General features: G+C 63.5%; 27 protein-coding genes. 26 read left to right on the top strand and 1 reads right to left on the bottom strand.

What is annotated here, in order from left to right:
- Window positions 1-151 precede the first annotated feature (151 nt).
- From AAF184_09810 to AAF184_09800, 3 genes are all read left to right on the top strand, one after another.
- The gene (locus AAF184_09810) at window positions 152-523 is read left to right on the top strand and encodes a hypothetical protein (GenBank protein MEO0422619.1); all 372 of its coding nucleotides are present in this window, start codon (window positions 152-154) and stop codon (window positions 521-523) included.
- 76 nt (window positions 524-599) lie between these two features.
- Window positions 600-2,294 (top strand): hypothetical protein, encoded by a 1,695-nt coding sequence (locus AAF184_09805; protein ID MEO0422618.1) that lies wholly within the window; start codon window positions 600-602, stop codon window positions 2,292-2,294.
- A 56-nt stretch (window positions 2,295-2,350) separates the two neighbouring features.
- Window positions 2,351-3,187, top strand: a complete 837-nt coding sequence (locus AAF184_09800) for a hypothetical protein (GenBank protein ID MEO0422617.1) — start codon at window positions 2,351-2,353, stop codon at window positions 3,185-3,187.
- A gap of 126 nt (window positions 3,188-3,313) precedes the next feature.
- Here the strand turns inward: AAF184_09800 and AAF184_09795 are convergent, their stop codons facing one another.
- Window positions 3,314-3,868 (bottom strand): hypothetical protein, encoded by a 555-nt coding sequence (locus AAF184_09795; protein MEO0422616.1) that lies wholly within the window; start codon window positions 3,866-3,868, stop codon window positions 3,314-3,316.
- A gap of 401 nt (window positions 3,869-4,269) precedes the next feature.
- On the opposite strand from AAF184_09795, the gene AAF184_09790 reads away from it, so the two are divergent.
- The 23 genes from AAF184_09790 to AAF184_09680 form a co-directional block, all read left to right on the top strand.
- Complete coding sequence (locus AAF184_09790) at window positions 4,270-5,331, top strand: hypothetical protein (GenBank protein MEO0422615.1); 1,062 nt, start codon at window positions 4,270-4,272, stop codon at window positions 5,329-5,331.
- 160 nt (window positions 5,332-5,491) lie between these two features.
- Window positions 5,492-5,896 carry a hypothetical protein gene (locus tag AAF184_09785; protein MEO0422614.1) on the top strand — a complete coding sequence of 135 codons (405 nt, stop codon included), beginning with the start codon at window positions 5,492-5,494 and terminating at the stop codon, window positions 5,894-5,896.
- Between the two features lie 3 nt (window positions 5,897-5,899).
- Window positions 5,900-9,247: a hypothetical protein gene (locus tag AAF184_09780; protein ID MEO0422613.1), complete on the top strand. Its 3,348-nt coding sequence runs from the start codon at window positions 5,900-5,902 to the stop codon at window positions 9,245-9,247.
- A 12-nt stretch (window positions 9,248-9,259) separates the two neighbouring features.
- Window positions 9,260-10,789, top strand: coding sequence for a LamG-like jellyroll fold domain-containing protein (locus AAF184_09775; protein MEO0422612.1), 1,530 nt, complete (start codon window positions 9,260-9,262; stop codon window positions 10,787-10,789).
- Window positions 10,786-11,013: a hypothetical protein gene (locus AAF184_09770; GenBank protein ID MEO0422611.1), complete on the top strand. Its 228-nt coding sequence runs from the start codon at window positions 10,786-10,788 to the stop codon at window positions 11,011-11,013. The genes AAF184_09775 and AAF184_09770 overlap by 4 nt, the downstream gene beginning before the upstream one ends.
- Window positions 11,006-11,176, top strand: coding sequence for a hypothetical protein (locus tag AAF184_09765; protein MEO0422610.1), 171 nt, complete (start codon window positions 11,006-11,008; stop codon window positions 11,174-11,176). The genes AAF184_09770 and AAF184_09765 overlap by 8 nt, the downstream gene beginning before the upstream one ends.
- Before the next feature lie 334 nt (window positions 11,177-11,510).
- Window positions 11,511-12,398 (top strand): hypothetical protein, encoded by an 888-nt coding sequence (locus AAF184_09760; GenBank protein ID MEO0422609.1) that lies wholly within the window; start codon window positions 11,511-11,513, stop codon window positions 12,396-12,398.
- Window positions 12,399-12,488: 90 nt separating this feature from the next.
- Window positions 12,489-12,971 (top strand): phage terminase small subunit P27 family, encoded by a 483-nt coding sequence (locus AAF184_09755; GenBank protein MEO0422608.1) that lies wholly within the window; start codon window positions 12,489-12,491, stop codon window positions 12,969-12,971.
- The gene (locus tag AAF184_09750; GenBank protein ID MEO0422607.1) at window positions 12,968-14,707 is read left to right on the top strand and encodes a terminase TerL endonuclease subunit; all 1,740 of its coding nucleotides are present in this window, start codon (window positions 12,968-12,970) and stop codon (window positions 14,705-14,707) included. The genes AAF184_09755 and AAF184_09750 overlap by 4 nt, the downstream gene beginning before the upstream one ends.
- The gene (locus AAF184_09745) at window positions 14,704-16,332 is read left to right on the top strand and encodes a phage portal protein (protein MEO0422606.1); all 1,629 of its coding nucleotides are present in this window, start codon (window positions 14,704-14,706) and stop codon (window positions 16,330-16,332) included. Before AAF184_09750 ends, AAF184_09745 begins: the two co-directional genes overlap by 4 nt.
- Window positions 16,329-17,000 carry an HK97 family phage prohead protease gene (locus AAF184_09740; protein MEO0422605.1) on the top strand — a complete coding sequence of 224 codons (672 nt, stop codon included), beginning with the start codon at window positions 16,329-16,331 and terminating at the stop codon, window positions 16,998-17,000. The genes AAF184_09745 and AAF184_09740 overlap by 4 nt, the downstream gene beginning before the upstream one ends.
- A 138-nt stretch (window positions 17,001-17,138) precedes the next feature.
- Window positions 17,139-18,476 carry a phage major capsid protein gene (locus AAF184_09735; GenBank protein MEO0422604.1) on the top strand — a complete coding sequence of 446 codons (1,338 nt, stop codon included), beginning with the start codon at window positions 17,139-17,141 and terminating at the stop codon, window positions 18,474-18,476.
- A 63-nt stretch (window positions 18,477-18,539) separates the two neighbouring features.
- Window positions 18,540-18,674 carry a hypothetical protein gene (locus tag AAF184_09730; protein MEO0422603.1) on the top strand — a complete coding sequence of 45 codons (135 nt, stop codon included), beginning with the start codon at window positions 18,540-18,542 and terminating at the stop codon, window positions 18,672-18,674.
- Window positions 18,675-19,274: a head-tail connector protein gene (locus tag AAF184_09725; protein MEO0422602.1), complete on the top strand. Its 600-nt coding sequence runs from the start codon at window positions 18,675-18,677 to the stop codon at window positions 19,272-19,274.
- Complete coding sequence (locus AAF184_09720; GenBank protein MEO0422601.1) at window positions 19,259-19,603, top strand: head-tail adaptor protein; 345 nt, start codon at window positions 19,259-19,261, stop codon at window positions 19,601-19,603. The genes AAF184_09725 and AAF184_09720 overlap by 16 nt, the downstream gene beginning before the upstream one ends.
- Window positions 19,604-19,610: 7 nt before the next feature.
- Window positions 19,611-20,045, top strand: a complete 435-nt coding sequence (locus tag AAF184_09715; GenBank protein MEO0422600.1) for an HK97-gp10 family putative phage morphogenesis protein — start codon at window positions 19,611-19,613, stop codon at window positions 20,043-20,045.
- Entirely contained in the window at window positions 20,038-20,460 is a 423-nt protein-coding gene (locus tag AAF184_09710; GenBank protein ID MEO0422599.1) for a hypothetical protein, read from the top strand. Before AAF184_09715 ends, AAF184_09710 begins: the two co-directional genes overlap by 8 nt.
- A complete protein-coding gene (locus tag AAF184_09705) occupies window positions 20,457-20,909 on the top strand; it encodes a hypothetical protein (GenBank protein ID MEO0422598.1) in 453 nt (150 codons plus the stop codon). Before AAF184_09710 ends, AAF184_09705 begins: the two co-directional genes overlap by 4 nt.
- Window positions 20,909-21,340: a hypothetical protein gene (locus tag AAF184_09700; GenBank protein MEO0422597.1), complete on the top strand. Its 432-nt coding sequence runs from the start codon at window positions 20,909-20,911 to the stop codon at window positions 21,338-21,340. Before AAF184_09705 ends, AAF184_09700 begins: the two co-directional genes overlap by 1 nt.
- 177 nt (window positions 21,341-21,517) lie before the next feature.
- Window positions 21,518-23,455 (top strand): hypothetical protein, encoded by a 1,938-nt coding sequence (locus AAF184_09695; protein MEO0422596.1) that lies wholly within the window; start codon window positions 21,518-21,520, stop codon window positions 23,453-23,455.
- Complete coding sequence (locus tag AAF184_09690; GenBank protein MEO0422595.1) at window positions 23,455-24,483, top strand: hypothetical protein; 1,029 nt, start codon at window positions 23,455-23,457, stop codon at window positions 24,481-24,483. Before AAF184_09695 ends, AAF184_09690 begins: the two co-directional genes overlap by 1 nt.
- Entirely contained in the window at window positions 24,480-25,118 is a 639-nt protein-coding gene (locus tag AAF184_09685; GenBank protein ID MEO0422594.1) for a hypothetical protein, read from the top strand. The genes AAF184_09690 and AAF184_09685 overlap by 4 nt, the downstream gene beginning before the upstream one ends.
- Before the next feature lie 412 nt (window positions 25,119-25,530).
- Window positions 25,531-26,231, top strand: a 701-nt coding sequence (locus AAF184_09680; protein MEO0422593.1) for a hypothetical protein, incomplete at its 3' end; no start/stop codon positions are given.

Raw genomic sequence — 26,231 nt, 5'->3', positions numbered from 1 at the left:
ACTACCTCGTCACCCGAGGGAACTGCGAGGTCGTGGACGGGCGACTTCGGATCAAGCGGCGGGTGGTGTCGTGTGGTCCTGAGCTCTGTCACCGACAGGATCGGTGGGCGTCGGAGCGGGAGCTCGCCTCACGGCGCCTCGAGGTCGCTGCGTGAGGACGCCGATCCACCAGCTCGGGGATCTCGCGTTGCGGGAGTGGGCCGCCAAGCGGGAGGGGTACGTGGCCTCGGTCCCCTCGCCGTCGATGGACTACAAGCCGAGTGCGGGGTTCGGCGGGCGGGTGCCCCGGGTGTGGTTCGCCACCGAGGATCAGCGCCTGGTGGAGGCGTTGACCGCGGAGGGGGTGATGCCTGAGCAGGATCGGGTGGTCGTGGCGGCTCAGTATCTCGCGGGGCTGGGGAGCACGCGGGTGGCGGCTGAGCGGGCCGGGTTGAGCCATCGGGCTTTCATGGCGGTTCTGGCGGAGATTCGGTACGCGGTGGGGTATCGATTGTCCGCGCCCGAGCAGGCGGGAGCGCGCTGACCCAAGAGGCTGCCTGACAAACAGCGGTGATTGGGTACACTGACGCTAATCGGCCGCCTTAGAAGAACGGACGCCCTTGCCACCATTCGTCTCAGAATTCCTGAAGCTTCTTTACGGTGTCGAACGGCTTTGGGCGATCCCGCTCAGCGCGTTCCCAGTACTCTGGGTGCTTCACTGGATGGTCCTGGGCGAGGACAGGGTCGAAAAAGCTCACAAGCTGAAGTGGGTTGCCGAGAGGCCTGATCCGCGGAAGTCCAACTCTGTTCTTCGGCTGAAATCCAGTCTAGAGAAGCGGGCGTTCGGCGAGAAGTATCGCGTCTTGGTTGGTGTCTTCTTGGACTGGAGTGCGCGGGTGCTTCCGCCGACGTACGAGCGCTCCTACACAGACCCCAAGGCTGAACTCTGGGATAGCTGCTTCAATAACAGCGCCTTGGCGTTCTTCGTAGCCATCTCTATCGCTTATCCAATTATCCTCATGACGACCGACTGGGCCGTCGGTGGGAGTGGCGCGTTGGGTAGCATTCAGGTTTACTCGGATAACCTCGGTGGTTGGGGGAAAATGGTCACGCTAGTGGGTCTGTTCGTCATGTGGCCAATCACCTTAGTCCTAGTGGTTTCGGATGCGCTCCTAGCCGAGTGGCCAGTCACACCGAGAAGGCTGGCTAAGGGTCTGCTACTAGCTGGTGCTCTCGCTTTCGCTCTCGCTTTCGCTGGCCGTGTCGCTGGCGCTGGCGTTGTCGCCTTCGCTGGCGTTCTTGCTGGCGCCCTCGCTGTCTTTGTCGCAGGAATTTTCGCTAACGCTGTCTTTGGCCCTGTTGTCCGTTTTGTGCCTGGCACGGGCGCCGTCGCTGCCACTTTAGCTGTCGGTTTGGCTGTCGGTTTGGCTGTGCTTGGCGCTGTCAATAGCGTTGTCAATGGCGTTGTCGTTGGCGTTGTCACTGTTGTTGTCGCTGTTGGCGCTTTCGCTGGCGCTGGTCACGTAGTTGAGACGAAGTGGCGGCGGCTTCTTCCGGCGATCCTCGGTTGCGTCTTTCTTGTGCCGACACTTGTGGCAGCGGCCGCCCTCGAGGTTGATGTCGAGAGTGCCGCCAACCTATGGCCTTTCCTAGTAGTGCTACCGTTCTGCAATGCAGTCTTCGATTTCGCGTCGTTCGGTGTAACGCGGCTCTTACTGACGAGATCCATAGCATCCTCTTCTCAAGGGGGTAGATCTGCTTGGTTGCGAGTGATCGGCTATTCCGCGCTGGACTCGCTTGTAGCGGCTGTCACGCTCGGATTGCTAGCGATCTCTATCGTCGGCCTGTCTCAGCTCCTCAACATAGCCACAACCATCGGGCCAACCGGCGCCCCAGTCATCGACCTCGAGTCCAAGTTCGCAGGCTTGCGCAGCCAGTCTCAGTGGTGGGTCTCCGCGATGCACTTCTCGACCTTCGTGCCGACGCTACTTCACCTCTCGGTGATGGCGTACGCAGCGGGGATCACGCTGATTCCTGCAAAGTGGAACGACTGGGCGGTGGAGCGGCTCCAGCCGGGGACACCGATGCAGGACAGCTGGCGCTTCTGGATCGCGACACTCCAGACGATCCGCTGGTGGTTCCCGTTCATGCTGGTCTACGTGCTGATGATTGGACTGTTTTCGTTCGGCCAGAATGGCGGGCTGTCCACCGTCGGGAACTTCTACCTCAGCATCGCTGAGTGCTTCTCGGATGCCATTGGGGCGACTGAGGGGGTGTGTACGGCTGGGTGGTTGGGGGGCTCTGTGGGAGGATGAGGTTACCGGGCCGCGTGCGAGAGCGCTAAAAGCAGTTTGTGGGTATGGAGATTCCATTGGAAAACGAGACTCCGGAGGACGAGCTTGAGCGGAGGCGGCTCTTCGAGCTGGTGGAAAAGGCGCTTTATCGGCGTTTTTCAGTCCACGCAGCGATAGTAGGAGTGTTCGCTGGCGCCGTTTTCACGCTTGCCGGCACCCTTGGTGGCTACCTCATCAAGGACTCAGTTAGGGATGCGCTCTTGCACATCGAGGCTGCTACTCTCGTGTCCGAGCAAACGCTTGAGAGGCTTGAACGCGCAGAGCAAGAGCTCTTCGCCATGCAAGGACAGGCGGACCGCGCGCGGGCCGATTTGGAACGATCACAGAATGCGTGGGAAAACCTAAGGTATCAGGCGGACAATACAGTGCAAGCGCTCTCATACGCTTCGGATCTGGGGGACGCCTTGAAGCCTTTTGCAGAAGAGATAGGCGCATTCGCCGCTAGATCAGGCGAGAGAGAGCTTGAGGAGGCAGCGAGAGGCGTCATGCAGGCGCTTGGCGAGTCGAGTGATCAAATAGAACGGGCACTGGAACTCAACGAAAACAGCAAGTATCAGGTGGGAATTGTGACGGTCGGTATGTCGCGAGCACGCCATGATCAGCTGATAATCGACGTGCGAGCGTGGGGGTATAGCCTTCGAGGTGATCAGTGGCTCGCAGTGCCAGCCACGCACACTCGCGCATCACGCGTGTATTACTACAATAGTGTAGACCTAACAGCAGCCGTCAAGCTTACGGAGCGACTGCAGAGGCAGGGCTTTAACATGGAGAACCCCAGCATCGGTGGCGGGCTTGGGTTGGAGGCTCATGAGTGGGGCGGCGGCACGCTGATAGTGCACGTCATCTCGCCGTAGGTTTCCCTGGGGAGTGGGAGGACGACCTTTCATGTCCCTGATCCCCGTGCCTCGTGTCGTTGTCGGGATTTACAATTCTCTCCAGCGGGGCTGCCCAGCGGGCAGACCCGCGGCAGTCGAAGCTAGCTAGCGCACGCACCGGAACTGCTCTACTCGCGCGAACTCATCCTCGCGTCCGACGAAACCGCGTGTGCCATCCTCGCAAGCTCCGCTCCCGAACATGTTGGCGCCTATCCCGCGTGTGGGATTAGGTTCGTAGCCAATCGTTGTATTCCCAGCCCACTCCCATTCGCCGATCATGTTCAGGAGCCCGAACGTATCGGCGTTGAAGCAGCTGTATTGCCACTCCATGGCCTCGGGTAGACGCATGTCGTCGATCGTGCAGGCGACGCGAGCCTCCGTCCAAGTGGCGGCCTCACGCTGGTCGCGCTCGATCACCCAACCCTTCATCAGAGGACGGCAAGCCCCGCCCTGGGTCGATTCGCCAGCTTCGTTCTGGTCGAAGAGAACACCGCCTCCGGTGATGCACACCTCCGTGAAGGCGCGGGAGAAGGTCCTGTCCGGTATGCGGTTGGCGTATAGGCCAGCGTTGGCCGTCTGCGACTGGAGGGCGTCCAGGGGCGACTGGGCGCTCGCCGGCAGGGCGAGCAGTGCAGCAATGGCGATGGTGGTTCGTAGCATCGGGATCTCCTGGTAAGGTTGATGGCCACAGGGAGACGCTAACTGGCGAGTGTTACGGGCGCGGTGCTGAGGGGTGGCCGTTGGTCCGGTCTCTTGTGTAGTGCGAAATCTGGGCGTGATATCGCACTAATCCTAGGACCCTAGAGAGAGGGATCCGTAGCCAACAAGAACCAGGCGTCTTCATCAGCTACCGGTGGGCTGACGTGAACTGGGCTGGAAACCTGCTTCGACTTGTAGTTTCCGCCAGCTGAGGTGTCTCTCGGCGTATTGAGCACGAAGAAGGGAACGAAGAATGAAGTGCTACAAGTAAGCGCCAACTGATAAGTGGGATTTGCCGATGGGTCGTAAGGTGTCGTTGGTGCGTTCCGGAAAGTGACAATTGGCGAGAGCAAAGGGATGTGATGCTAAGAGAACAACTGATCGACGGTATCCGAGAAGTCGTCGACGCGCTTAATGAGGCCCAGATAGAGATGGTCCTTCGTGGCCGGCCAGATCGCCAGAACGTGGCGAGGTTTGTTTCCGCCAATTCGCGATGGAGCGTGCGCAGTGCGAACTTCGACAGCGTAGCTAGACAAGTCTTAGCCGTCTTTGATCTCGAGAAGCTCGACTCACCTGAGTTTTGGGGCACGTTGATGCGTGCGGAGTCAGGTAAGGGAGACGCCGATGCAGCCAGATCGGTTTACACAAGCGTCTATCATTTAAGGCGATTCGCCCCTCCGATTGTCTCGCTTCTCGATCGGAGCAATGTGGAGCAAGTAAGAGGGAGTTCGGAGGGGCTTCTGACTCTGTACGTGATTGAGGATACGGGTAGCTCTACGCCGACTAGGTTGATCTACGCGCTTCAATCCGTAGAAAGCCTCTATTCAGCTATCGCCCAGCTGGAAGGCGAAACGGACCATGCACTCAGCGTTGTTGCGTGCGATTCCGGTAGTGACAAGTCCTTTGACCTGCTCGGGGCCGCGAAGATTATCCAGCTGGTCAAAGAGGTCTTCATTGAACTGTGGGACAGAATCGTGTTCCACAGGGAGAGGAAGGCTGAAAAGCAGCTGGAGATTTTATCAGGTACTCTGCCTCTCTACGAAAGAATCGCGGAACAAAGGGAGGCTGGCTCCATTGAACCAGAGATGGCTGAGATACTTCGACGCCAGGTTGCGAGCGCCGTAGAACAGTTCTTTGAGGCTGGAGTCACGATCCCGGAGATTAATGACCGAGCGACGGTTGATCCGCGTCGACTCATGAGCCCCGAGCCTAAGCTCCTTACTGGTCCTCCACCCGGTCACCGACCTGACACTGCGGTCGCGTCGGACGACCCTGAGCCGGAAAGAGAGCGGTCGCCGGAGAATACAGCCGAGACCGAGTATGAGGAGTTCATCGCATGGAAGAACAGCCGCGAAAGGAGTAAGCGCGAGGAGCAAGGAGGCGAGGAGCACGGTGAAGACGCGGAAGGCGGAGTACAGGACTAATCGCTAGCCATGAATCCCAATGCTTGCGCCGATGCCACCAGAATCCTAGACTAGCGCTACGTTGAGCGAGTGCGCCCTGGAGTCAGTCATGACCCGGGGCGTTTTCGTATCTCCCTCCAGCCCGCCGCGTGCGGGCTTTTTTGTGCCTGGAGAATTCGCAATGTCCCGATTCGGTGACGCCGCCACGGACGCCAAGCTGGCACACATTCGCGACAATTGCGATGTGATCCACGTGGTGCCCCGGGCGCAGGAAAACGAGCAAACGTACGCGAGCCTGGTGGCCGCTACGCTCGGCAACTTCTCGACCTCGTCTGCGAACTTTACGGCGCCAGGCGCTGGTGATGCCGCCGACAGCCGAAAGACGGTCTGCGGGCCGCTCACTGGTGGCGCCGCGACTGCCGACTACAACGGCACGGATCTCATCACCCTGGCCGGCGTCGACACCGTCAACGGCCAGGTGCTGTTCACCACCAACGTGACCGCGGCCGCGTTCAGTAACGGCGACGAGCTCAACATCTCGGCCGCCTTCGACATCGAGCAGACCGCCGACGTCACCGTAGGCTAGGCAGTGGCTCGCGTCGGCGCCGCAGTCCTCGACGCGCGGCTATCCGCCGCCGCCGCTGCGACGTCCTTCCGCCTGGTCCCTCGGTCACTCGAGGACAGCGAGGACTATGCCGCGATCGACTTGGCCACGCTCGCGACGTTCACAGGGTCCTTCGGTGCGCTCGCAGACGGCGGCGACGATACGCGTCAGGTAACGGCGGGGCGGCTGGACGCCACCGGAGCGACCGCATACTCGAGCGGCGACCTGTCACTGATCGGGGTCAACGATATCGCTGATGCGGTGCTGTTCTCCACGACCGCCAGCGTCGCGGCCTTCAGCGTCGGCGATGACCTGACGATTCCCGCAGGCCTGACGCTGAGGGATGATCCGTTCATTGGGCCGCGAGTGGGGCAGCTGTCGGTCGGCGCGGTGTCGGGGACGCAGGGTCGTCTCGGTGCACCTGTCATCACATCCGGTGCTCCTGGTGCACTGACGGTCGAGCGTGACGGTCCCGCGACTCCGCAGCAGATCCAGGTGATTGTCCCTGGCAGTGCGTACGGCGCCGCTGCTACAGCGACGATGCGCTACCGCGAGACTGGCGCCCCCTCGTGGACGACTGGCCACCCGCTTTACCGGATCAGTGCGGCTGACGGCGCACAGCCCGGCGTCAACGATGTGAGCGTCCTGCGCGACGGGGATTTCTCCTTCGCTGCGATCCGACTGACACCTGGCACGAGCTATGACGTCGAAGTCACGGTGGACGACGGCGGTAGCCTGACTACAGCCCAGAGCACGTTCACAACCCGCGCCCTTCCTGGTGTCGCAGGTGCAGCCACCACGACCGTCAGCGACGGCAACATCGCCACGCTGCGCGCTGCCATTGCGGCCGCAAGCCCTGGCGACGTGATCGAGTTCAGCGGCGACTACGACGCGGGTTCGGATCTGTTCGGGGTAGAGGCGCCGATCGAGGGCCTGGACGCCAGCTTCATCTACGTGCGCGGCGCGAACCGCACCGACTCGATTCGCCTCAACTTGGCGGGCTGTCGGGGATTGTCGACGGTGAACGGGTCGCGCACCGCGAACGTCGTCTTCGAGAACTTCACGCTCGTTGGCCCGCGGACAGGTGGAGGACCGAACAGCAGCCTTCGCTCGAGCGGCATTGAACTGCGCGACGGCAGCAGCAACGAGCGGCTGACGTTCCGTGACTTGATCGTGGTGGGCTTCGACATCGGGGTCCGCGGGTTCGCCGAGTCGTCGCAGACGATGATCTACAACTGCCTGTTCCTGGGCTGCAATCTGTACGCAGATCACTGGACGGAGGACAACGACTCGAGCGGTAGCTGGAGTGAGGGTGGCATCATCCTGCCGGGTTCCGGCAACGCCGCTTGGGGTTGCACCGTCTGGGGCCACGGCGACGCGCTTTCCTCGGCTCAGCACGCCGGCACCCAACAGCTCACCGAATCGCGGAGCGTTCACTTCGCGCAGATGCTAATTCTGGACTGCTCGGACGACGCCTTCGAAGCGGACTATGGCGTCAGCGGGTCACTTGTAGACTCGACGGCGATCAACACGATGACGGCGGTGAGTCTGGATCCGCTGTTCGCCGGGCCCATGCTGATCGCGGGCAACATCTTCGCGAACCCGGGTCGCCAGCCGTTCAAGTTCAACGACGAGGCGTCCGGGTACTTCCTGTACCACAACACGGTGATCCTATCGGACCGGGATGACAGCCGATCGGCTTCGCTCGCCACCTGGTGGAACGCCAACAACGGTGCCCAGAACCGCTACGCGTTGCAGGGGAACCTCGTGATGTCCGCCTACGGCCCGGACGACACGCGCCTTATCCAGCTGAATAACACCGGGCACGGACAGGTGCACATCAGCGGGAACAGCTGGTACCCGGACGGCACGATTCAGTACGGCAGCGACAGTGCGACGAACTTGGCCGATGCGCAGGCGAACCTGCCGGCGGTGACCGCCCTGTTCCCCGGTGGCCCGACGCAGCGAAACGCCGGGGACATCATCAGCGATGCTGAGCCCTTCGAGAGCATCGTGCTGGCCGACTTCATGCCCACCGAGTCGCGGTTCGGCATCCAGGGCGGCACTGACTTCACCGGCGAGATCAAGGTGGCCAGCCCCAACAAGGGCAGCGCAACCGAGATTGCAGGCATCACCAACACGACCCCGACGCCCGATAAGGGCAACGCCGGGTGCGCCTACGTGGCGCGTGGCTACGAGGCGCCGCCGTTCCAGTACCTGGATGGGCTGGGCGCGTTCCAGTGCCGTCAGGTGACCGAAGGTGCAACGCACGGCGTCACGATGGACGACATCGTCCCCGATGCCTGGCGGGACTACATCGACAACACACGCAGCCTCACGCGCCACAAGCGAGCCTGGGCAGCGGGGCACGGCGCCCTCTATCGGTTGGTCATCCAGATGGGTGGCCACAACGATGGCGGTTGGAACGGGTTGCCCGTCTACGACGCGCGGGGCTGCGAGCGGCCGATGGGCTACCGCCTTTCTACGACGTCGCCGGACCCGACCGACATTCGAGATGCCATCTCCGAGAGCAACGTCTACGCGGATGGCTCGCCGCCATCGCTGCACCCCTACGACGGCATCGTTGCCGACTGGGACCGCAACCGCTATCTGCGTTTCGGTGGCGCACCGAACAGCGCGAGTGGGAACTTCCTGGGCGACTCGTGGGAGCTTCCGTTCGCTGACGAGTCACTGGGCGGCGCTGGGTGGAGCCAGCTACCGACGCCTGGGAACCTCGCTAGCGGCAGCGCCATCGCTCAGACGTGGCTCGATCGTTCCACCGGCAAGGTGATGATCGGCTCGTCCGATAGCCCTGAGGTCTACATCCTCAGGCCTGACGGCACGATGACGTCGGGTATCTCCACGGGGAGCAACAACCTGGCGTCACAGGGCGTGCTCGTGCACGCGGGCGGCCGGATGCACAGCATCGGCAGCGGCGAGTGGTACAGCTTCGTCTTCGATTTCGCGACGGAGACCACGACGACCGTAAGCCGTGACGAGGCGGCGCTCGTGACGGGTGCCAACCTGTCGAGCACGGTGCTTGCCGATGTGCTGCCGAGCCCGTGGTACGACGAGGCGCGGGGGTCACTGTGGCTGTGGAACGCGACGGACGCGAGCCCGACCACGCAACAGGACATCTTCGAGTACAACCTCACGACCCACGCCGCCACACAGCACACGCTGATGGGCGACGTGATGCCGTGGGATGACGGCGGGACGCAGATTCGCGGAGACGGGAAGGGCTTCATTGAGATCCCAGAGAAGCGCGTGCTGCTCCTGTTCCCCTCAGCGATTCAAGCGCCGTATGCCGTTCAACTGCCTGATGCTGCATAGAGGAGCTGCCCTGTGGGAATCCAGGTAGACAGCAGCAACTATGCGATCAACACGGCGCTACCGGCGGGCTCGATCGTCGATGAGATCAATGCCCTAACGTCGAACACGGTCACCATCGCGGGCTGGTGTAAGCGCATCTCGGGCGACGACAACATCGCTGCGATTTTCCTGGACGACGCGTTTACGAACCGGTTTGTCCAGGTTGGTATCGATCGGCAGAGCCTGGACTTCCTTGCACGCGCATACGCGAAGCAAGGCGGGAACGACAGCATTGTCAATCTCGACCAGGCTGATTCGATCACTGATGACGACTGGCACCTCGTGGTGGGCATCTTCGGGCCGAGCAGCATCACGGTTTACCTAGACGGATCGGCGATAAGCGCAACAGGCGCTCCCGGCACGTACCCGTCTACGATCGACTCGTTGCGGTTCGGTTGGGACCAGCAGGGCGCCAGCGGAACGGCGGGTGAGGTCGCGCACGTAGCTGTCTGGGACTCGGGCCTTAGCGCAGTGAACATCGACGCGCTGCCGACGACGCGCCCCGACGAGATCACCCCGCCGCCGAAGCACTACTTCAAACTGGAGTCCAACCTCGACGATACCGGCACCGCGGAGGGCACAGCCGACGAAATCGTAATGACCGAGGTCGGGACGGTCACGTACACGACCGACCCGTATCCGACGCCATCGGCGGATCTGACGGTGAGCTCCATCAGCGGCAGCGCCGGCAGCATCGCCGCGCCGGTCATCACCCAGACGCGCACGGTCACTGTCGGCGACATCACGGGCTTGAGTGGCTCCATCGACGAGCCAACGATCACGCGTACCGTGCAGCAGGTGAACCTGACGGTGAGCCCGATCGCGGGAACCGCCGGCAGCATCGTCGCGCCCAACATCGTGCCGACCCTGCCAGCCGACCTGGTCGCCGGGCCGATCACGGGCACGTCCGGAACCATCGGCGCTGCGGTCATCACCGTGACGTCGCCCGCGAATCTGACGGTAAGCCCCATCACGGGCTCTGCGGGCTCAATCGGTGCGCCAACGATCACCGTCGTGCAGCCGAGCGAGCTGACTGTCTCGCCGGTCAACGGGTCGGCCGGTTCCATCGGAACGCCTGTCATCACTATCGCTATGGGCGAAGTGGTAGGGGAGGCCGCTACCTTCGATGCGCCGGACGACGAGCGCACGGTGTACTGGTCGCCTGGTGACGATCACGTCAACGAACTCGGTTGGGAGGCACCAGTGGGGCCAGGTGAGGTGCAGGCGCGCTACGTGGACCTGTCCGACGTGATGCAGGCGGGTGATGCCCTAGTGGGTGCGACCGCGCAGTTCATTGCCTCGACCGTAGCGAGCACTGGTGAGGATGCCACGGCGACCCCTCAGCTGCAGTCGCTTCAGTTCGACCCGGAGGGTAGGCTGCGGCTCTACGTCACCGGCACGCTGGATGACCGCGCCTATGAGGTCCGCTTGAGGGCTACAGGCAGTGCGCTCACCCATGAGCGGTATGTGCGACTGCTCGGAAACGATCGGGGTCGACCATGATCCAAGCCATTGCTCTGGTGGCCGACGTGCTCACCATCGTCATGTGCTCAGTCCTCGGGTGTCTGCTCTGGCGGTACGGGTCCATCGCCTTGGAGATCATCCGCGCCTGGCCAGACATCAAGCAATGCGCTGTTCGTATAGCGGCGCTACCAACCAAATTCACCGCAAGTATGGAGGTCGCCATCAATGAGCGGCAGGGACGAACCGAAAGCAATCGTGGCTGACGCTGTAGGCCACGTGAACTACGCCCTCGATGTGTTGGAGGGCGGGGCCGACGAGGCCGGCGCCATCCTCGATCGCATGGCTACTATCGTCACCAAGGTGCGTGCGCTCGAGCCGAAGGTTGAGGCGCTTCGTGCGGCTGGCGGCGCGGGGGCTGCGCCCTAGGTGCCCGTTACCCCGGGATCGTTCAAGCCTAAGCGTCCTGGTCGCTCACGTAAGTGCGCGGCACGGCGCGGCTACGACAACACCTGGCGCAAGACGCGATCGGCCTTCCTGGTCGAGCACCCGGTGTGTCAGGGCAAGTGGAAGTGCAACGGCGACCCGGCCACCGAAGTGGATCACATGCGGACCATCCGGTCGGGTGGAGCTCGGCTCGACTGGGCCAACCTGCAGGCGCTGTGCAAGCGGTGCCATAGCTACAAGACGCGGACGGTGGACATGTAGGCCGAATCCCGCCCAAGTCGCCTCGATGGCATACTTGCTCTCGCATGACCTGCGAATGGAGAGCATCGTAGTGTTTGAGGCTTGGCTTGTGTTCGGGGTGTTTGTCGAGTGGGGGCTAGGGACTTTGATCGAGTGGGGGCTAGGGCTTGTAACTGAGTGCGTGCAGGATCTTTGGGGGTTCTGGAAGACTAACGATGAGGAGGTGCGCAACCTCGCGCTTACGATCGGACTTCCCCTGCTCATATGGCGCTTGTGGTTGGCTAGCCGGCAGACTGATATTTCGAACAAGCAAGCGGAGACGGCGGCAAATCAGGCCGATACCGCGAACAAGTTGCTTTCAAGTTCGCAAGATCAGTCTAAGACGGCCCAGGCGCAACTCGTGTTGGCCAAACACGCTCAGAATATCGATCGATTCCAGTCGGCGTGTTCGATGCTAGCAGGCGACAGCGAAATTCTTAGGCATGCAGGACTCCTGATCATTTCGCGACTGGTGGAGCAGGAGTTAGAGTACCTGACGACCACTGAGTTCGTGCTAGAGACGTTCGTTCGAATGTGCAGCAAGGAGCTTGAGAAGGAGCGTCTTTCGCCTGTTGAGCATCGCGATCAGCTTAGAACGTCAGCACTCATTGTAATGGCTGTTCACATCCGGATCACTCTTGCTTTGCGACGCTCTAAGTCTCAGAGGCAGTCGATCGATCTTGAAGGGGCTTGGCTAGTGGGGGCGAAGTTGGTCGATCTACCTGGACGCATCCATTTGAGTGGAGCCTTTCTGATGGGCGCAGATCTGCGTGGTGCCCGGCTTGCAGATAGTTACTTCCTTGACGCGTACGTGCATCGAGCAAAAGTCTACGCACGTGATGTGCACTATTTTAGGTTCGCAATCGGTCAAGACGAACTTGAGGTGTTTGAAGACCCGGAGGACGAAGGAGGGGTAGGGGCGTGAAATCCCTGCGGGCCCTTGCCCAGAGACCGCCCGGTGGTGAGTTAAATTTTTGGGCAAAACTGAACCCCCAAAGGAATCAGGAGCTTACAAATGAGCCGTAAAGGCATCGGAGGGCGGCCCAGGAAGCCGCACCTGCTGCTTGCGGCGAGCGGCGGCAAGCGCACCGACCGTCACGGCGATCGCGCCGGCGAGGACGACGTAGCGCTCACTGAGCCGCCGGCCCCGCCGGAGTGGCTACAAAACGCGTACCCGGCGGCCGTGCCGCACTTCGAACGCTGGGCGGAGATCGCCCTGATGACGGAGCGCGACATCGACGCGCTCGCCATGTGCGCCATCTCCTTCGCCGAGTACCTACTGACGGGCCAGGACATCGAGGCGGAGGGTCGCTCCTACGTCAACGAGAAGGGTGACCAGTCTCGGAACCCGGCGTACACAACCCGGAATGAGACCTACAAGCGCGTGGTGTCGATGCTCGCTCAGTTCGGGCTGACGCCGAGCGGCCGCGCCACGCTCACCAAGGCCGACAAGGGCGAAGACGGTCCGTCGCTGCAGGACTTCAAGCGAGCGAAATGAGCGAACAGCGGTCAGGGATGGCCGCGGTCACCGAGTACTGCGAGGGTGTTCTAGACGGCACCGTCATCGTTGGCTACCTGATCCGCCGCGCTGTTGAGCGCTTCTACCACGACCTCGAGCACGGGCACGAGCGCGGACTGCGGTTCGACGTCGACGCCGCCGAGTGCGTGCTCGACTTCTTTGCGCGAGGGCTACGGCTCCCGAACAAGGATGCACCGTTCCAGCTGGATCCCTGGCAGCAGTGGTGGCTCGCGCAGACGTTCGGTTGGCTGCGGGCGGATGGCACCCGGCGGTTTCGAACGACCTACCTCGAGGTCGCTCGCAAGAACGGGAAGACCGCGCTGATGGCAGGGCAGGGGCTCTACATGCTCACCTGCGACGGCGAGGACGCGCCGGAGATCTACTCCGCGGCCACCAAGAAGGACCAGGCCAACCTGAGCCACAAGGCGGCACGCGTGATGTCGCGGCGCTCGCCGTTGCTCAACAAAGAACTCGTCGTCTTCCCCAAGGCGGAGACGCGGCGTCAGGTGATCGGCTCGATCGCTTACCCGAACAGCAATGGCATGTGGGTGCCGCTCGGCCGCGACTCCAACACGGAGGATGGCCTGAACCCGCATGCCGCGCTTATCGACGAGTACCACGCCCACAAGGACAGCGGCATCGCGCAGGTGCTGCAAACGGGCATGGGCGCGAGGTCGCAACCGCTCACGGTGTACATCACCACCGCTGGCTTCGATGTGTCGGGGCCGTGCTACGAGCTGCGGCAGGACGCCGTCCGTGTGCTCCAGGGATTCGATCGCGGCGACGGAACGCAAGACGATAGCTTCCTGTGCGCGGTGTATACGCTCGACGGGTACGGCGATGTCGCTGGTGATGCAGAGCCGGATGACCCGTTCGATCCGAAGAGTTGGGCGAAGGCCAACCCGGGGCTAGGCACGATCAAGGGATCGAGTCACCTCGAGGACGCAGCCGCAACCGCCCGCCGACAACCATCCACGCGTAACCACTTCCTGACAAAGGAGATGAACGTCTGGACCACGGCGAGCGTCGCCTGGTTACCGGTCACCGAGTGGCGCACCACGGAGAGCAGGCCCGTGACGCTGGAGTCGTGCCGCGGGCGGATCGCCTACGGGGGGCTCGACCTCGCAAGCACGCGAGACATGACCGCACTCGTGGCTCTGCTGCCCGACGGCGACGGCCAGTTCGACTTGCTCGCCAGGGTATGGGTACCCGAGTGGGCGATCACGAACTGGCGGGAGTGCGGAGGCTCAAGCGCCTATGCCGCGTGGCGCGATGCCGGTTGGCTCACGGTCACGCCGGGCAACGTCACCGACTACAACATCGTCGAGCAGGGCGTTCGCGAGTTCGCCGAAGTGCTCGACCTACGAACGCTGCTGTTCGATCCCTGGAATGCGGGCCCGCTGGTAAACAACCTCAGCGAGGACGGCGACCTGGATCTGCAGCAGTGCCGGCAGGGCTTCGGCTCCCTGTCCGCGCCGATGAAAGAACTCGAGCGCCTAGTGCTACGTCGCGTCGTGAATGGTGGAGGAGACCCCGTGTTGAGCTACTGCCTAGAGAACATCAAGGCCAAGAGCGACCCCGCGGGCAACATCAAGCCCGACCGCGACGGCTCGAACGGAAAGATCGATGCGGGCGTCGCCACAATCATGGCAGTGGCTGGATGGATGAATGACGACTCTGGGCCGGTCTACGACGGCGAGTTGATCATCGCGTGAACATTACTGAGCTACAGCGTTGGCAGTCGAGTTGCAATGCACGGATACCCCATCCCGCAGAGGCCCGCTCGACTACCAACTACAGTGGCGACATCACCGGACTCACGCTGACCGATCCGTCGTTGCTGTCGATCCTGGGCGCGGGTCCTACGTCGGCGGGTGTCACCGTCAATCGCGAAAACGCGCTGCGCCTTTCTACTGTGGCGGCTTGCGTGAACGTCCTGTCGCAGTCACTGAGCGTGCTGCCGGTGGAGGTTCGTCAACGCACCGGTGACCGTCAGACTCGATCAGTTCCCGAGCACCCATTGTGGCGGCTACTTAACCTCGAGCCCAACCCCTGGATGACAAGCCTCGACGCGCTGGGCGTGGTCGAGTGGTGGCGACAGGTGGATAGTGCCGGGTACATGTTCGTCGACTTTGACAACCAGGGTCGGCCAGTTGAGATGTACCCGCTTGAGTCGAGCGCTACCACGATGCTTCGACCAGGCGGCGGCCGCCCGCCGGTTTATCAGACGGTGATCGACGGCGTGTCGTTCCGCTTCCTGCCTGGCGAGGTCGTGCACATCAAGGGGCACACCTACGACGGTATCGAGGGTCAGTCGCCCATCGGTTTCCTTCGCGAGACGATCGGCACGGGCATCGCGGCGCGCGAGCGAGCTTCCCGCACCTTTGCGAACGGCGGCATCTCGGGCGTTATCGAGTCCGAGGGGAAGTTCTCCAGCCCCGAGGCCCGCGACGAGTTCCTGAGCCACTGGCGAAAGGCGTACGGGCAGCTGTCACAGACGGGGCGCGTCGCGCTACTGCCAAGCGGGATGAGCTTCAAGTCGGCCGGCATGACCGGCACTGACGCGCAGCTGCTGGAGCAGGCCAAGCACATCCGCACGGAGATCTGCGGCTACTACCGTGTGCCGCCGCACATGGTCGGCGACATGGATCGCTCGACCTTCTCCAACATCGAAGAGCAGGACCTGTTCTTCGTCAAACACACCATGCACCGCCTAGTACGTTCCTGGGAGCAGGAGCTGATGCGCAAGCTGCTCACGCGCACGGAGCTCGCGGACGGGTTTTACATCCGCTTCCAGCTCGACGAGCTGCTGCGTGGAGACATCGCCACTCGATTCGAGGCCTACCAGAAGGGCATCACCGCTGGCTTCATGAGTCGCAACGAGGCGCGCGAGGCCGAGCACTGGAACGTTACTGACTCTGCACTCGACAACTACCTGCGCCCGCTGAACATGGATCCCGAGGGTCAGCAGCAGCAACCGAGCGCACAGCGAGCGCTGATGACCGAGAGCGAAGCGAGCGCCGTGCAGCGTTTCGCCGACCCGGATTCAGTGCAGCCGGTGGTGCGGGAATTGGTCGAGGTGCTGGAGCGGCGCGAAGCCAAGGCCGGCGAGAGTCGCGCCGAATGGTGGGACGCCAAGCACGCGGACATCGCGGAGCGCCAGGCGCTGCCCGTATTCCAGACCGTTGCCCGCGTATGCGGAGCGCCCGAAGCCAGCGCCGCTGAGGCTGTGCGGAGCTTCCTGGCTGCACGCCGCGAGGCGTTTACCGAAGGCCACGAGCTGCCCGAGCTCACTGCTCGGACCGTCGCCGAACTACTGACCCAGGACACCGAGACATGAATGACACCGAGTACCGGATGAGCAGTTGGTACGCGGGCGCCAAGCCCAGCGTACGCGCCGAAGGTGAGTGCACGCAGGTTGCAGGTATCGCCACGGTGTTCGATCAGCGCAGCGTCCCGCTCGGTGGCTTCGTGGAAGTGATCCACCGAGACGCGTTCGCAAACTGCGATATGGACGGCGCCGTGTGCGCGGCAAACCACGACTACACGGCGGCGGGCCTACTGGGCCGTGCAGGGATCAACCACGATCTCGAAGTGTCCGATGCGGGGCTTGAGTATCTGTGCACGCCGGCCGAGGACAACGCCGCTTGGCGCACCTACATGCCGCTCCTGCGTGATCGCCAGATCTTCCAGTCAAGCTTCGCGTTCCGCGTGGCGCCTGGCGGCAGCCAGTGGGACGAAGACGACGACGGTGTCATCGTCCGAACAGTGATGAGCATCAGCCGTCTCTACGACACGGCCCCCGTCACGTTCCCTGCGTACACCCAGACGACTAGCGAGGCGCGCTCCGGAGCGGCCCAGCTGTCCCCCGCGCAGTGTTACCCGGAGCGGCTTGAGCACGCGCGCCGCGGCCTCGACCAAGCGCTCGGCGAGCTCCGTGACCACAACGATCTTTACAAGGGCGCGATGGAGCGCCGAGCAGCGTACCTGGCGTCAATCGGCGCCTAGCACCTTACCGAACTTGCACGCGACGGATCGGCCTCTGATGAGGGGCTGAGGGTTCGCCGCGTGCATTGACCGCGCACGGTCCTGATGAGGTCTGACCGCGGTTGTTTATCCGATAGCAACCATCAGAGGAATAGGGCAATGACGGACCTAGTGAAACGCTTGCGCGAGCTCAAGGGGAAGCGCAACAAGATCGACACCGAGCTGCGCACGGTCTACGACGGTGCGGAGAAGGAAGACCGCGGCTTCAACGCTGACGAGAAGCAGACCTGGGACAACCTCCACCAGGCGCGCTCGGATCTGGATCAGCGCATTGAGGCAACCGAGTCCATGATGGACGAAGCGCGGGCGTACGCGCAGGATGTCGATGACTACGCTCGTGACGAATACGGCGAAGCCGGTGACCGCAACCCCAGCGGTCGCATCGGCCCAAGCCAGGAGCGAAGCGCCAATGGCCAGCCCCCGGCAGATCCGGAGGCGCGCGTGCGCGATGCGTTCAACGTGTTCCTGCGTGGCGGTATCACCGCGTGTAACGAAGAGCAGCGGAACATCATGATGCAGCGCGCAGGCGCTGTGCCGGACGAAGTTCGCGCCCAGGGCACCACGCCCGATACTGCCGGCGGCTACGCGGTGACCGAAGAGTCGGCCGGTCGGATCGTTCTGGGGATGCAGGACTATGACGCGATCGGCGCCCTTGCCGGTCAGCCGAATGGCCCGATGCTCTACCCCACGGCCACCGGTGCTCTGTTGCCAGTCCCGAAGGATGACGACTTCCAGGTAGGTGAACAGCTTGCGGAGAACGCGCAGGCGTCGCAGTCCGACCAGACCCTGGGAATCATCAACTACCTGTCGTACATCTTCACTTCGAAGATCATCCGCGTCAGCTTCAACCTGCTGCAAGATGCGAACATCAACATCATGCAGTACCTCGAGGGCAAGGGCGCCGAGCGTTTGGGTCGCATCCTGTCCAGTCGCCACGCGATCGGCGGCGGGCCAAGCGCACCGACACCGACCATCGAGGGTCTGACCATTGGCGCTGCCGCTGGTGTCGACGCGGTGTCGGCGACGGCGTTCACCTACGAAGAGCTACTCGACCTCAAGCACGAGGTCGATCCGGCTTATCGCCGCATGGGCCCGCGCTGGGTGTTCAACGACAACACCCTGAAGGTACTGAAGCTGTTCACGGAGACGGACAGCGGCCGACCGCTCTGGCAGCCGAACATCGCGCTTGGTGAGCCGCCGACAATCGACGGTGACCAGTACGTGGTGGACCAGGACATGCCGGACATCGCGACCGGTACCGTGCCGGTGGTCTACGGCGCGCTGAGCCGCTACGGCGTGCGTGCTGTGCGTGGTATCGAGATGCTTCGGTTTGCCGAGAAGTACGCCGATAGCCTCCAGGTGGGCTTCCTGTTCTGGACCCGCCGCGACGCTCGCGTCGAGGACTCCCGCGCCATCAAGCGCCTGACCATGGCGTAAGCCGGTACTACGACCCCGGGCCCAGGGGTTCGCCCCCTGGGTCCATTCCCCCGGAGAAAGTACATGAAGAAGCCGGACGCGCGGCGCACCGAGCGTCGCGAGGAATCCCCGCGCCTGCGCGAGATGCGCGAACGGGAAGAGAGCAACCATGGGCGGACAGAGCGAGCTGTCGGTCGCCCCATGCGTGAGTCGCGGTAAGTGGCCACCAGCATCGTCACCTTGCCCAGCCTCGAGCCGCTCACGGTTCGCGATGCGCGTGAGCACCTGAACATCACCCACCAGGAAGACGATCGGTTGCTCTCGGGCTACATCGTGGCAGCACGCAGTGCGGCTGAACGCGAGACCCACCGGGCTCTGCTCACCCAGGAGTGGGATATCACGCTGCCGCGCTTCCCCAACGTTTGCGACGACGGGGGCACTTACATCCGGGTCCCGGGTGGCTTTTGCCAGTCCGTCGACTCGCTCGCGTACGTCGACGGGACGGGCGAGTCGGTGACGCTCGACCCGGCCGAGTACCAGGTGGACACGTCGAACGAGCAGGGCGCCGTTGTGCTGCCGGCTCCCCAGGGAGCGTGGCCCGCAACCCAGGCAGGGCGACGAAGCGCCGTGACCCTACGTGTGACTGTCGGCTGGCCCACCGTGTCACGTGTCCCGCCCATCCTGCTGCAGGCAGTGCGGTTCCTGATCGGCCACTACTACGAGAACCGTGAGGCGGTGGTTACGGGCACGATCGCGACCGAGATGCCGCAGGGCGCTAAGTCGATCCTGCAGTCCTGGCGGGTGTGGGGTGCGGTGTGAGAGGTGGTCGCCTTCGCCATGTCGTCGAGGTGCTCAAGCCCACCACGACGCAGGACGCATCCGGTGGCGTGGTCCGTGGCTTCACCGTCGTCACCAAACTCCGCTGCCGTGTCATGGAGCGCGGGGCCCGCGAGTTCGAGCGATACGAGCAGGCCATCGCCGAGGTCGACGCCATCATCGCGACGCGCGAGCTCAAGGGCAGGAACGCGGTCATCGAGGCTGACTGGCAGCTGCGGTGGCGAGGCGTCGTGTACGACATCGCCGGCACCTTCGAGCCAGAGGGTAGTGCCGACCGCGAGACGATGATCGCCGCGCGCCGGCGCAAGTGAGGTTGCCGTGGATTTCGAAGTGAAGATCGAGGGCGCGCGCGAACTCGAGCAGAAGCTGAAGGCCCTCGACGGCGTTGCTCAGTTCAAGGCCGTCAGGCGCGCAGCGATGTACGCCATGCTCCCAGTGCTCAAGAAGGCCAAGGCGCTTGCACCGGTCGGCGAGTACGAAGGCGACCGAGAAGGCGGAACCCTGCGCGACAGTCTCGTCCGCAAGGCCGTCCGACCCCAAGGTCTAGAGCGCGAGATGTCGGTGATTGTCGGCCCTCGTAAGAGCAAGCGGGGCGATCCCTTCTACGCGAAGTTCGTCGAGCGCGGTACACGCAACACGCCGGCCCAACCATTTCTCCGGCCGGCGCTGGAGTCGCAAGGCGACGTCGTCGTCGAGCGTTTGATGAAGCAGCTGCGCAGGACGCTCGACAAGTTGGTGCCGCCGAATGGCTGACGAACTCGATCTGCGCCGCGCCGTGTTCGCGACGCTCGACGCTGCACTCTCCATTCCCCTCTACACGCGTCGCGCGCCCCACCAATCCACCGGCCAGTTCCTGGTGCTGCAGTGGATCTCTACGACCCCCGAGTACGACATGGAGGACGACACGAGCGGTGTCACCGACAGCCTCATTCAGATCGACGCTTACGGCGACAGCGTCGACGAGGCAGGCCAGGCAGGGAGGGCCGCCAAGACGGCTATGGAGCAGGTCAGGGGATTGCTCGGCACTGCGCCCAACCAGGTGCTCGTGTGGGGAACTGACAAGACGGATGAGCGGGACTACACGGGTCAGCAAGGCGACCTGATGGACAACCGCATCAGCCAGGACTATCGCATCAGCTGGAACGAAGAGGAGTTCACAACACCATGACCGCCAAGCGCATGTCCAAGGCCCGGTTCTACTTGGGGGATTCGCTCCCAGCGCCGGAAACCAACACCTCCGAGAACTACACCCAAGTCGGGGGCACAGTCACCGTCAACGGTCCTGGCCCATCGAAGCAGATGGTCGACGTCACAGACATGGAGGACAACGCCATGGTCTTCCTGAGTGACGTACCTGATGGGAACACGATCACCATCACGGGCTTCGTCGACGAGACGGACGCCGGCCTGGCGCGCCTTGAGGCGGACGCGTTCACCGACAACGCGCGCCGTTGGTGCCGCGTAGAGTCGCTGAGCCGCGCCGATAACACCGTGGTCGCAACCTACGACTTCCTCGGCGAGGTGCAGGATCACGGCATCGAGCACTCGCGTGGATCGTCGGTGCCCATCAACGCCACGGTGAAGATCAGCGGCCCAATCACGAAGACGGTGGCTTGATGTTCCGCAAGACAGGCACCTTCGAGCACGACGGCGAGACCTACCAACTTCGCGCGATGTCCGCGTCTATGGCCGACGACATGATGATGATCATCACGCTGTTGGCCCAGTCCGAGCCCGACGACGAGGACGACGACGAGACGGCGGCCCGACTCGACTCCGAGAAGGTCGAGATCTATCAGCGGCTGGTGGCTCTGCGGCGCAAGTGCGTGGCGATGTGTCTGGATCATCCCGCGATCGCTGACCTCCTCAAGACCAAGGGCGCGCAAGAGGTCGGCGACAACGAACTCGACCCCGACTTCGTCACCGTGGCGTGGGAAGCGCTTGAGGATCTGAGCGGCGTCGGCGCGCTCCTCGATGTGGGCGAGGACAGCGAGGAGGAGTTGGAGAAAGCCGCGGGAAACTCCGAGGGCGACCCCTCCGACGCATAGCGATAGGGGTCGCCCTGCAAAGCGGCATCTCTCCCACCACGATCATGGAGACGTGGTCTCCAGAAGACTTCGTCGATGTGATCGCACTCAAGTACTTGAGCACCGAGCGGGCTGAGGAACATACCCCTCGGGAAACCGACTGCTTGTTCGACCTGCTAGGCATGGAGGAACCCGACGATGGCAAGGAGTAGGAGCCTACTCGACATCTTCGTCGGTCTCTCCATCCGCTCCGCTAAGTTCAAGGCGGGCCTAACTGACGCCGAAAAAGCGGCGCAGCGCTGGCAGAAGAAGGTGTCCAAGGACATCGGCGGTGTGCAGAAGTCGTTCGCTGGCTTGCAGAAGATCGCCGGCGGCCTGGCGGCTGTGCTCGTTGGTCGAGGCGTTGCCCAGGCCGTAGGTGAACAGGTACGACTTAAGGCTGCCGCGGCCGACACCGCGCGCTTCCTTGGCATCGGGACGGAGGCCTACTCCAAGTTCACGTTCGCCGCCGACCAGTTCGGTGTCCAGCAGAACCAAGTCAATCTGTTGCTGCAGCGGATGACGCGCAACGTGTCCGAGGCGGCGATCGGTGTCGGCGAGGCGCGCAACGCGTTCCGCGCATTGAACCTCGATGCGGCGAAGCTTCGAAACCTTCAAGCCGACAAGCAGTTCGAAGCGATCGCCGACGCACTCTCGAAGATCGAGAATCAGGGCGATCGAATCGCAGTCGCCAGGAAGATCTTCGACAGTGAAGGCGCTGCTGCCGCTCTCCGGATGGCTGAGGGGTTCAGGGCCGCCGCAGATCGCGCCGAAGATCTCGGCGTAACGCTCTCCGAGAAGGCCGCCGCGAACGCGGTGAAGGCGCGCCGGGCGTTCAGTGAGTTCAGTGCGGTCATCGATCAGATGACCGAGAACGTTGCGCTGCCGGCGGCGATCGCCATCACCAAAGTTGCGCAGTCCGTCTTCAAGCTTCGGGAGGAGGCGGCGGGTATGTCCCGCGACGCCGTGCTCGCGGAGATGGAGAAGAACGCCAAGCGCATCGCCGACATTCAGCGCGGACTGAACGAAAACGCGAACTTCGAGGGCGGCGCGCTACTAGCCAAGATTCTCGGTGCGGGACCGGATGGGAAGCTGGTCGAGCGAGGAACGAAGGCTCTCGCCGAGGAGCTGGACCGAGCGCAGGAGCTGCAAGAGCGATTCCGCGAACTGAGTCGGGGGGGCGGGCCCGCTCCTACGATCGATCTCAAGTTGCTTGGCGGCGCAGCCTCGAAGGGCGGGGGCTCAGACAAGACCGGGGCTGTTACTCGGGCGAGGGACCGTGGGCGCGAGGCAGCGCAGATCATCGAGGGCGTGCGCCTCGAGTACGCATCCGAGGCCGAGCGTCTCCACGCCAAGATGAAGGCGGACATCGCCCGAGTGCAACAGGCCGCGATTGAAGGTCTGGGCCTTACGCCGGACGCTGCCAACGCGCGCTTCGCGCCCGTCTTCGAGTCCATCCGCGAGGGCTACGAGGAAGACCTCGCCGCGCTGACCGAGACCGCCAAGGAGTCCGAGAAGAAGATCGGCGACTTCTCCCGCCGCGCCCGCGAGAACATCCAAGACATCTTCGCCCAGGGCTTTGAGGATGCGTTTGATGGTGGACTGAAGCGAATGGGTGCGAGCTTCGCTCGGTTCCTGAAGAGGCTCCTCGCGCAAGCGCTCGCCGCCAAACTGACCAACGCCATATTCGGCAGCAACGGCTCCGGTGGCGGTGGCGGCTCCGGGTTCTTGCCCGGTGGCGGCGGCATCTTCGGCAAGGTGTTCGGCTCGGTCTTTGGCCAGTCTCACGCAACGAACGCGTTCGCTGGCAAGGCCTACCGAGTGGAGCCGGGGCGTCCCGAGGGGGAGACGTTCGTGCCTGGGATGGATGGGCGCTTCATGCTCGATAGCCAGCTATTCGGCGGTGGCGACATGTCGCTTGCGCTCAATGTTGGTGGTTCAACGGTGCACGTGCACGGCGGCGGCAGCGACGAGCAGGTGAACATGTTCAGGCAAGAGTTGGCCGCCAGTGAAGCGCGCCAGCGCAGGGCGCTTGATGCGCAGGGCCGTCAAATCCTCTCGAAGGTCCGCGACGAACGCAGGCGGAGGCGACTGTAATGGGACACTCGATCTTCCCAGACGTTGCCCCGCTGAACCTCAGCATCGGCTTGCGTGGCAACACCAGGACGAATCCATCGCCAAGCGCGGCGGTCAGCGTGACCACCTTCCGGCCTGGTGCTGCATGGGCGCTCAATGCCACCTTCGGCATCTTGGGCGACTCCACTCGAGAAGAGCGCGCCCGCCTGAACCGCGCGTCGTCCTTCGTGAACTCCGTGCAGGAGACGCGCAAGCGGTTCTGGTACTACCCCCGGCAGCACCCAGGCGGCGAGGTGGTTCGCGGCAACCTGCTGGCCGCTGGGTCCGGGTACCTGCAATCGAACCGTCTGGGCGCTGAGCTGTGGACAACCATCGCCGTCGATGGAGGCTCTACGCTCGCCGTCAATTCCTATCGCCTGGAGATCCGCGGCAACGCTGGGACTGGAGCCGAACAGCAGATCGCTGTGACGGATGGAATGACGTACAGCCTTACCGGCGAGTACCACATCGACCCGCGCGTCGGATCCACGGCGACGCTCCGAGTCGGGAGCACGTCGGAGGATAACAACCTCCTGAACGTCTCGCTGACCGCGGACGACGTCGGTCGCTTCACCTACACCTTTGTCGCGTCGGGCAACACCGCGTTCCTGTCCATGGTGAGCGGCGAGGCCGGCTCGATCTACTTCAGCCAGATGGCGGTGGCGCCGGCGGCGACGGTGACGGCAACCGCGCAGAAGGGCGAGAGCGTCGCCCGCATCGGCGGCCTGCCCGGCAGTCTCGACATCGCCCTGTTCGTTGGCGACTTCATCGAGATCAACGGAGAGTTCAAGCAGCTGACGACGGACCTTGAGACCTTCGGCGCCGGCGAGGAATCGCTGTCGTTCGCGCCGAGCTTGCGCAAGCCGCTGGCGATCGGCGACCCCGTCATCCTGCATAGGCCGAGCATTCTCGTCCAGGCGGCGGATACGGACGTCACCTACCAGCGCGCGGGCATGGGGACGCTGCCCCTACAGATGGTCGAAGTGTTCCCGAGGTCGACGAACCCATGATCACGGACACCGAACAGCAGGCCGTACTCGATCGAGAGCACATCGGCGTCGAGTTCGACGTTGAGTTCGATTTCGACACGGGTACGGAGTACATCACCAACGGTGCAGCAGACGTCACCTATGGCGGCAACACCTACCGCTCGGTGGGCGAGCTCGGTCAGATCGATACGATCGAGGAGGCGGGCGACGGGCGGCCGACGGGGCTGCGGATGGCGCTGGCGCTGCCCCAGGACCTCGACGACGCGGGGACTGTGGTCAACAGTGCGCTAAACACGCCTATCCGTGGCCGCAATTACCGCGTCCGGATTCGATTGTTCAACGAGGACGGCACGCAAGCGACGCCGGATCCGATCCTGCTGCATGCCGGACAAATGGACTTCGTTGCGGTCAGCGATGAGGAAGGTATCGAGCAGCTTGAGCTCCAGTGCGAGAACGCCGCGGCGGATCTGTTGCGGCCGAATGGTTCGCGCTATACCGACGCGGATCAGCAGGCGCTGTTCCCTGGCGATCGAGGGTTCGAGTACCTACCGCTGACGGGCCGAACGATTCAGCTGGGCGACGGGTCGGCACGCGTGGGCACGAGGCAGGGGGACGGCGGCCTGGCGCCGAACGAACTCCCCCCGCAGCCGCTGTGATCGAGGCCAAGCTAGCGCGCGCCATGGCGCAGCACTCGGACACGCCTTTCGAGTATGGGGTCCACGACTGCGCCAAGTTCGCGAACGCGTTGATCCTTGCCGTGCACGGGCGGGACTTGCTGGCAGAGTCGGGGCTGTTCTGGTCGTCGCCGCGGGAGGCTGTGGCGTTACGCCGCGCGTTGGGTGCGGGAAAGATGGCGGCGGCGGTGACTGCTGTTCTCGGGGAGCCAATCGAGATACGTCAGGCGCGGGTCGGAGATCTCGTCGTCGCAGACTGCTCGCCGTGGCAACGTGCGAGGCCTTCTTGGGCGGTGGGTGTGCACACCGGCGCCCGTGCCGTGTTCGCCGCTCGTCCGCGTGGCTGGGTGTCGCTAGACCTGTCGCGCTGCTCTCACGCGTGGAGGGTGGACTGATGCCAGCAACGTTCACGGCGGTCAGTACCTTTCTAGCCAGCGGCACCAAGGCCGCGATCGTGGCCGGTGCGGCGCTGAAGGTCGCCGGGCTGGCGGCGCTCTCTGCTGTCGAGCGTGCCCTGATTGGCCGCCAGAGCCAGGGCGACTCGGCGCCAGGGTTCGGTTCGCGCACGGTCACCGAAACCGGCGCCGACACCCATCGAAAGATCATCTACGGCACCGCCACGACCGCGGGACAGCTGTCGTTCATCCACGAGGTACCGCCGGACAATATGGCCTGGTGGGAGGTGCACACGTTCACCGGCCACGAGGTCGACGAGTTCGTCTCCCTTCACCTCGACGACTACCCGGTCATCGACCTGGCGACCGAGGTCGACGGCAACGGCTGGGTGACCAACCCGGCGTTCGTCGACGCCGACGGCAACAGCCTGCTCCGCCTTGAGTGGAAGCTCGGCACCGATGACGACACGGTGCTGCCCCTGCTAAGCGCCGAACTCCCCACGCTGTGGACAACCGCCCACCGTCAGCGTGGGTGCTCGAAGATGGGCCTACGCTTCGCCGTGGACCAGTCCGACACCGCCCGCGAGGACCCCGACGCGTCGGTGTGGGCCCAGGGCTACCCGGAGCAGATCCTAGTTCGCGTCCGCGGCAAGAAGGTCTACGACCCGCGCGAGCCCGGGCACCTAGTGGACGACTCGAG

Source organism: Pseudomonadota bacterium (assembly GCA_039815145.1).
Classification (GTDB): domain Bacteria; phylum Pseudomonadota; class Gammaproteobacteria; order Steroidobacterales; family JBCBZW01; genus JBCBZW01.
Note: the sequence above shows the minus strand (reverse complement) of the source record. Positions and strands in the feature narration are given on the sequence as shown.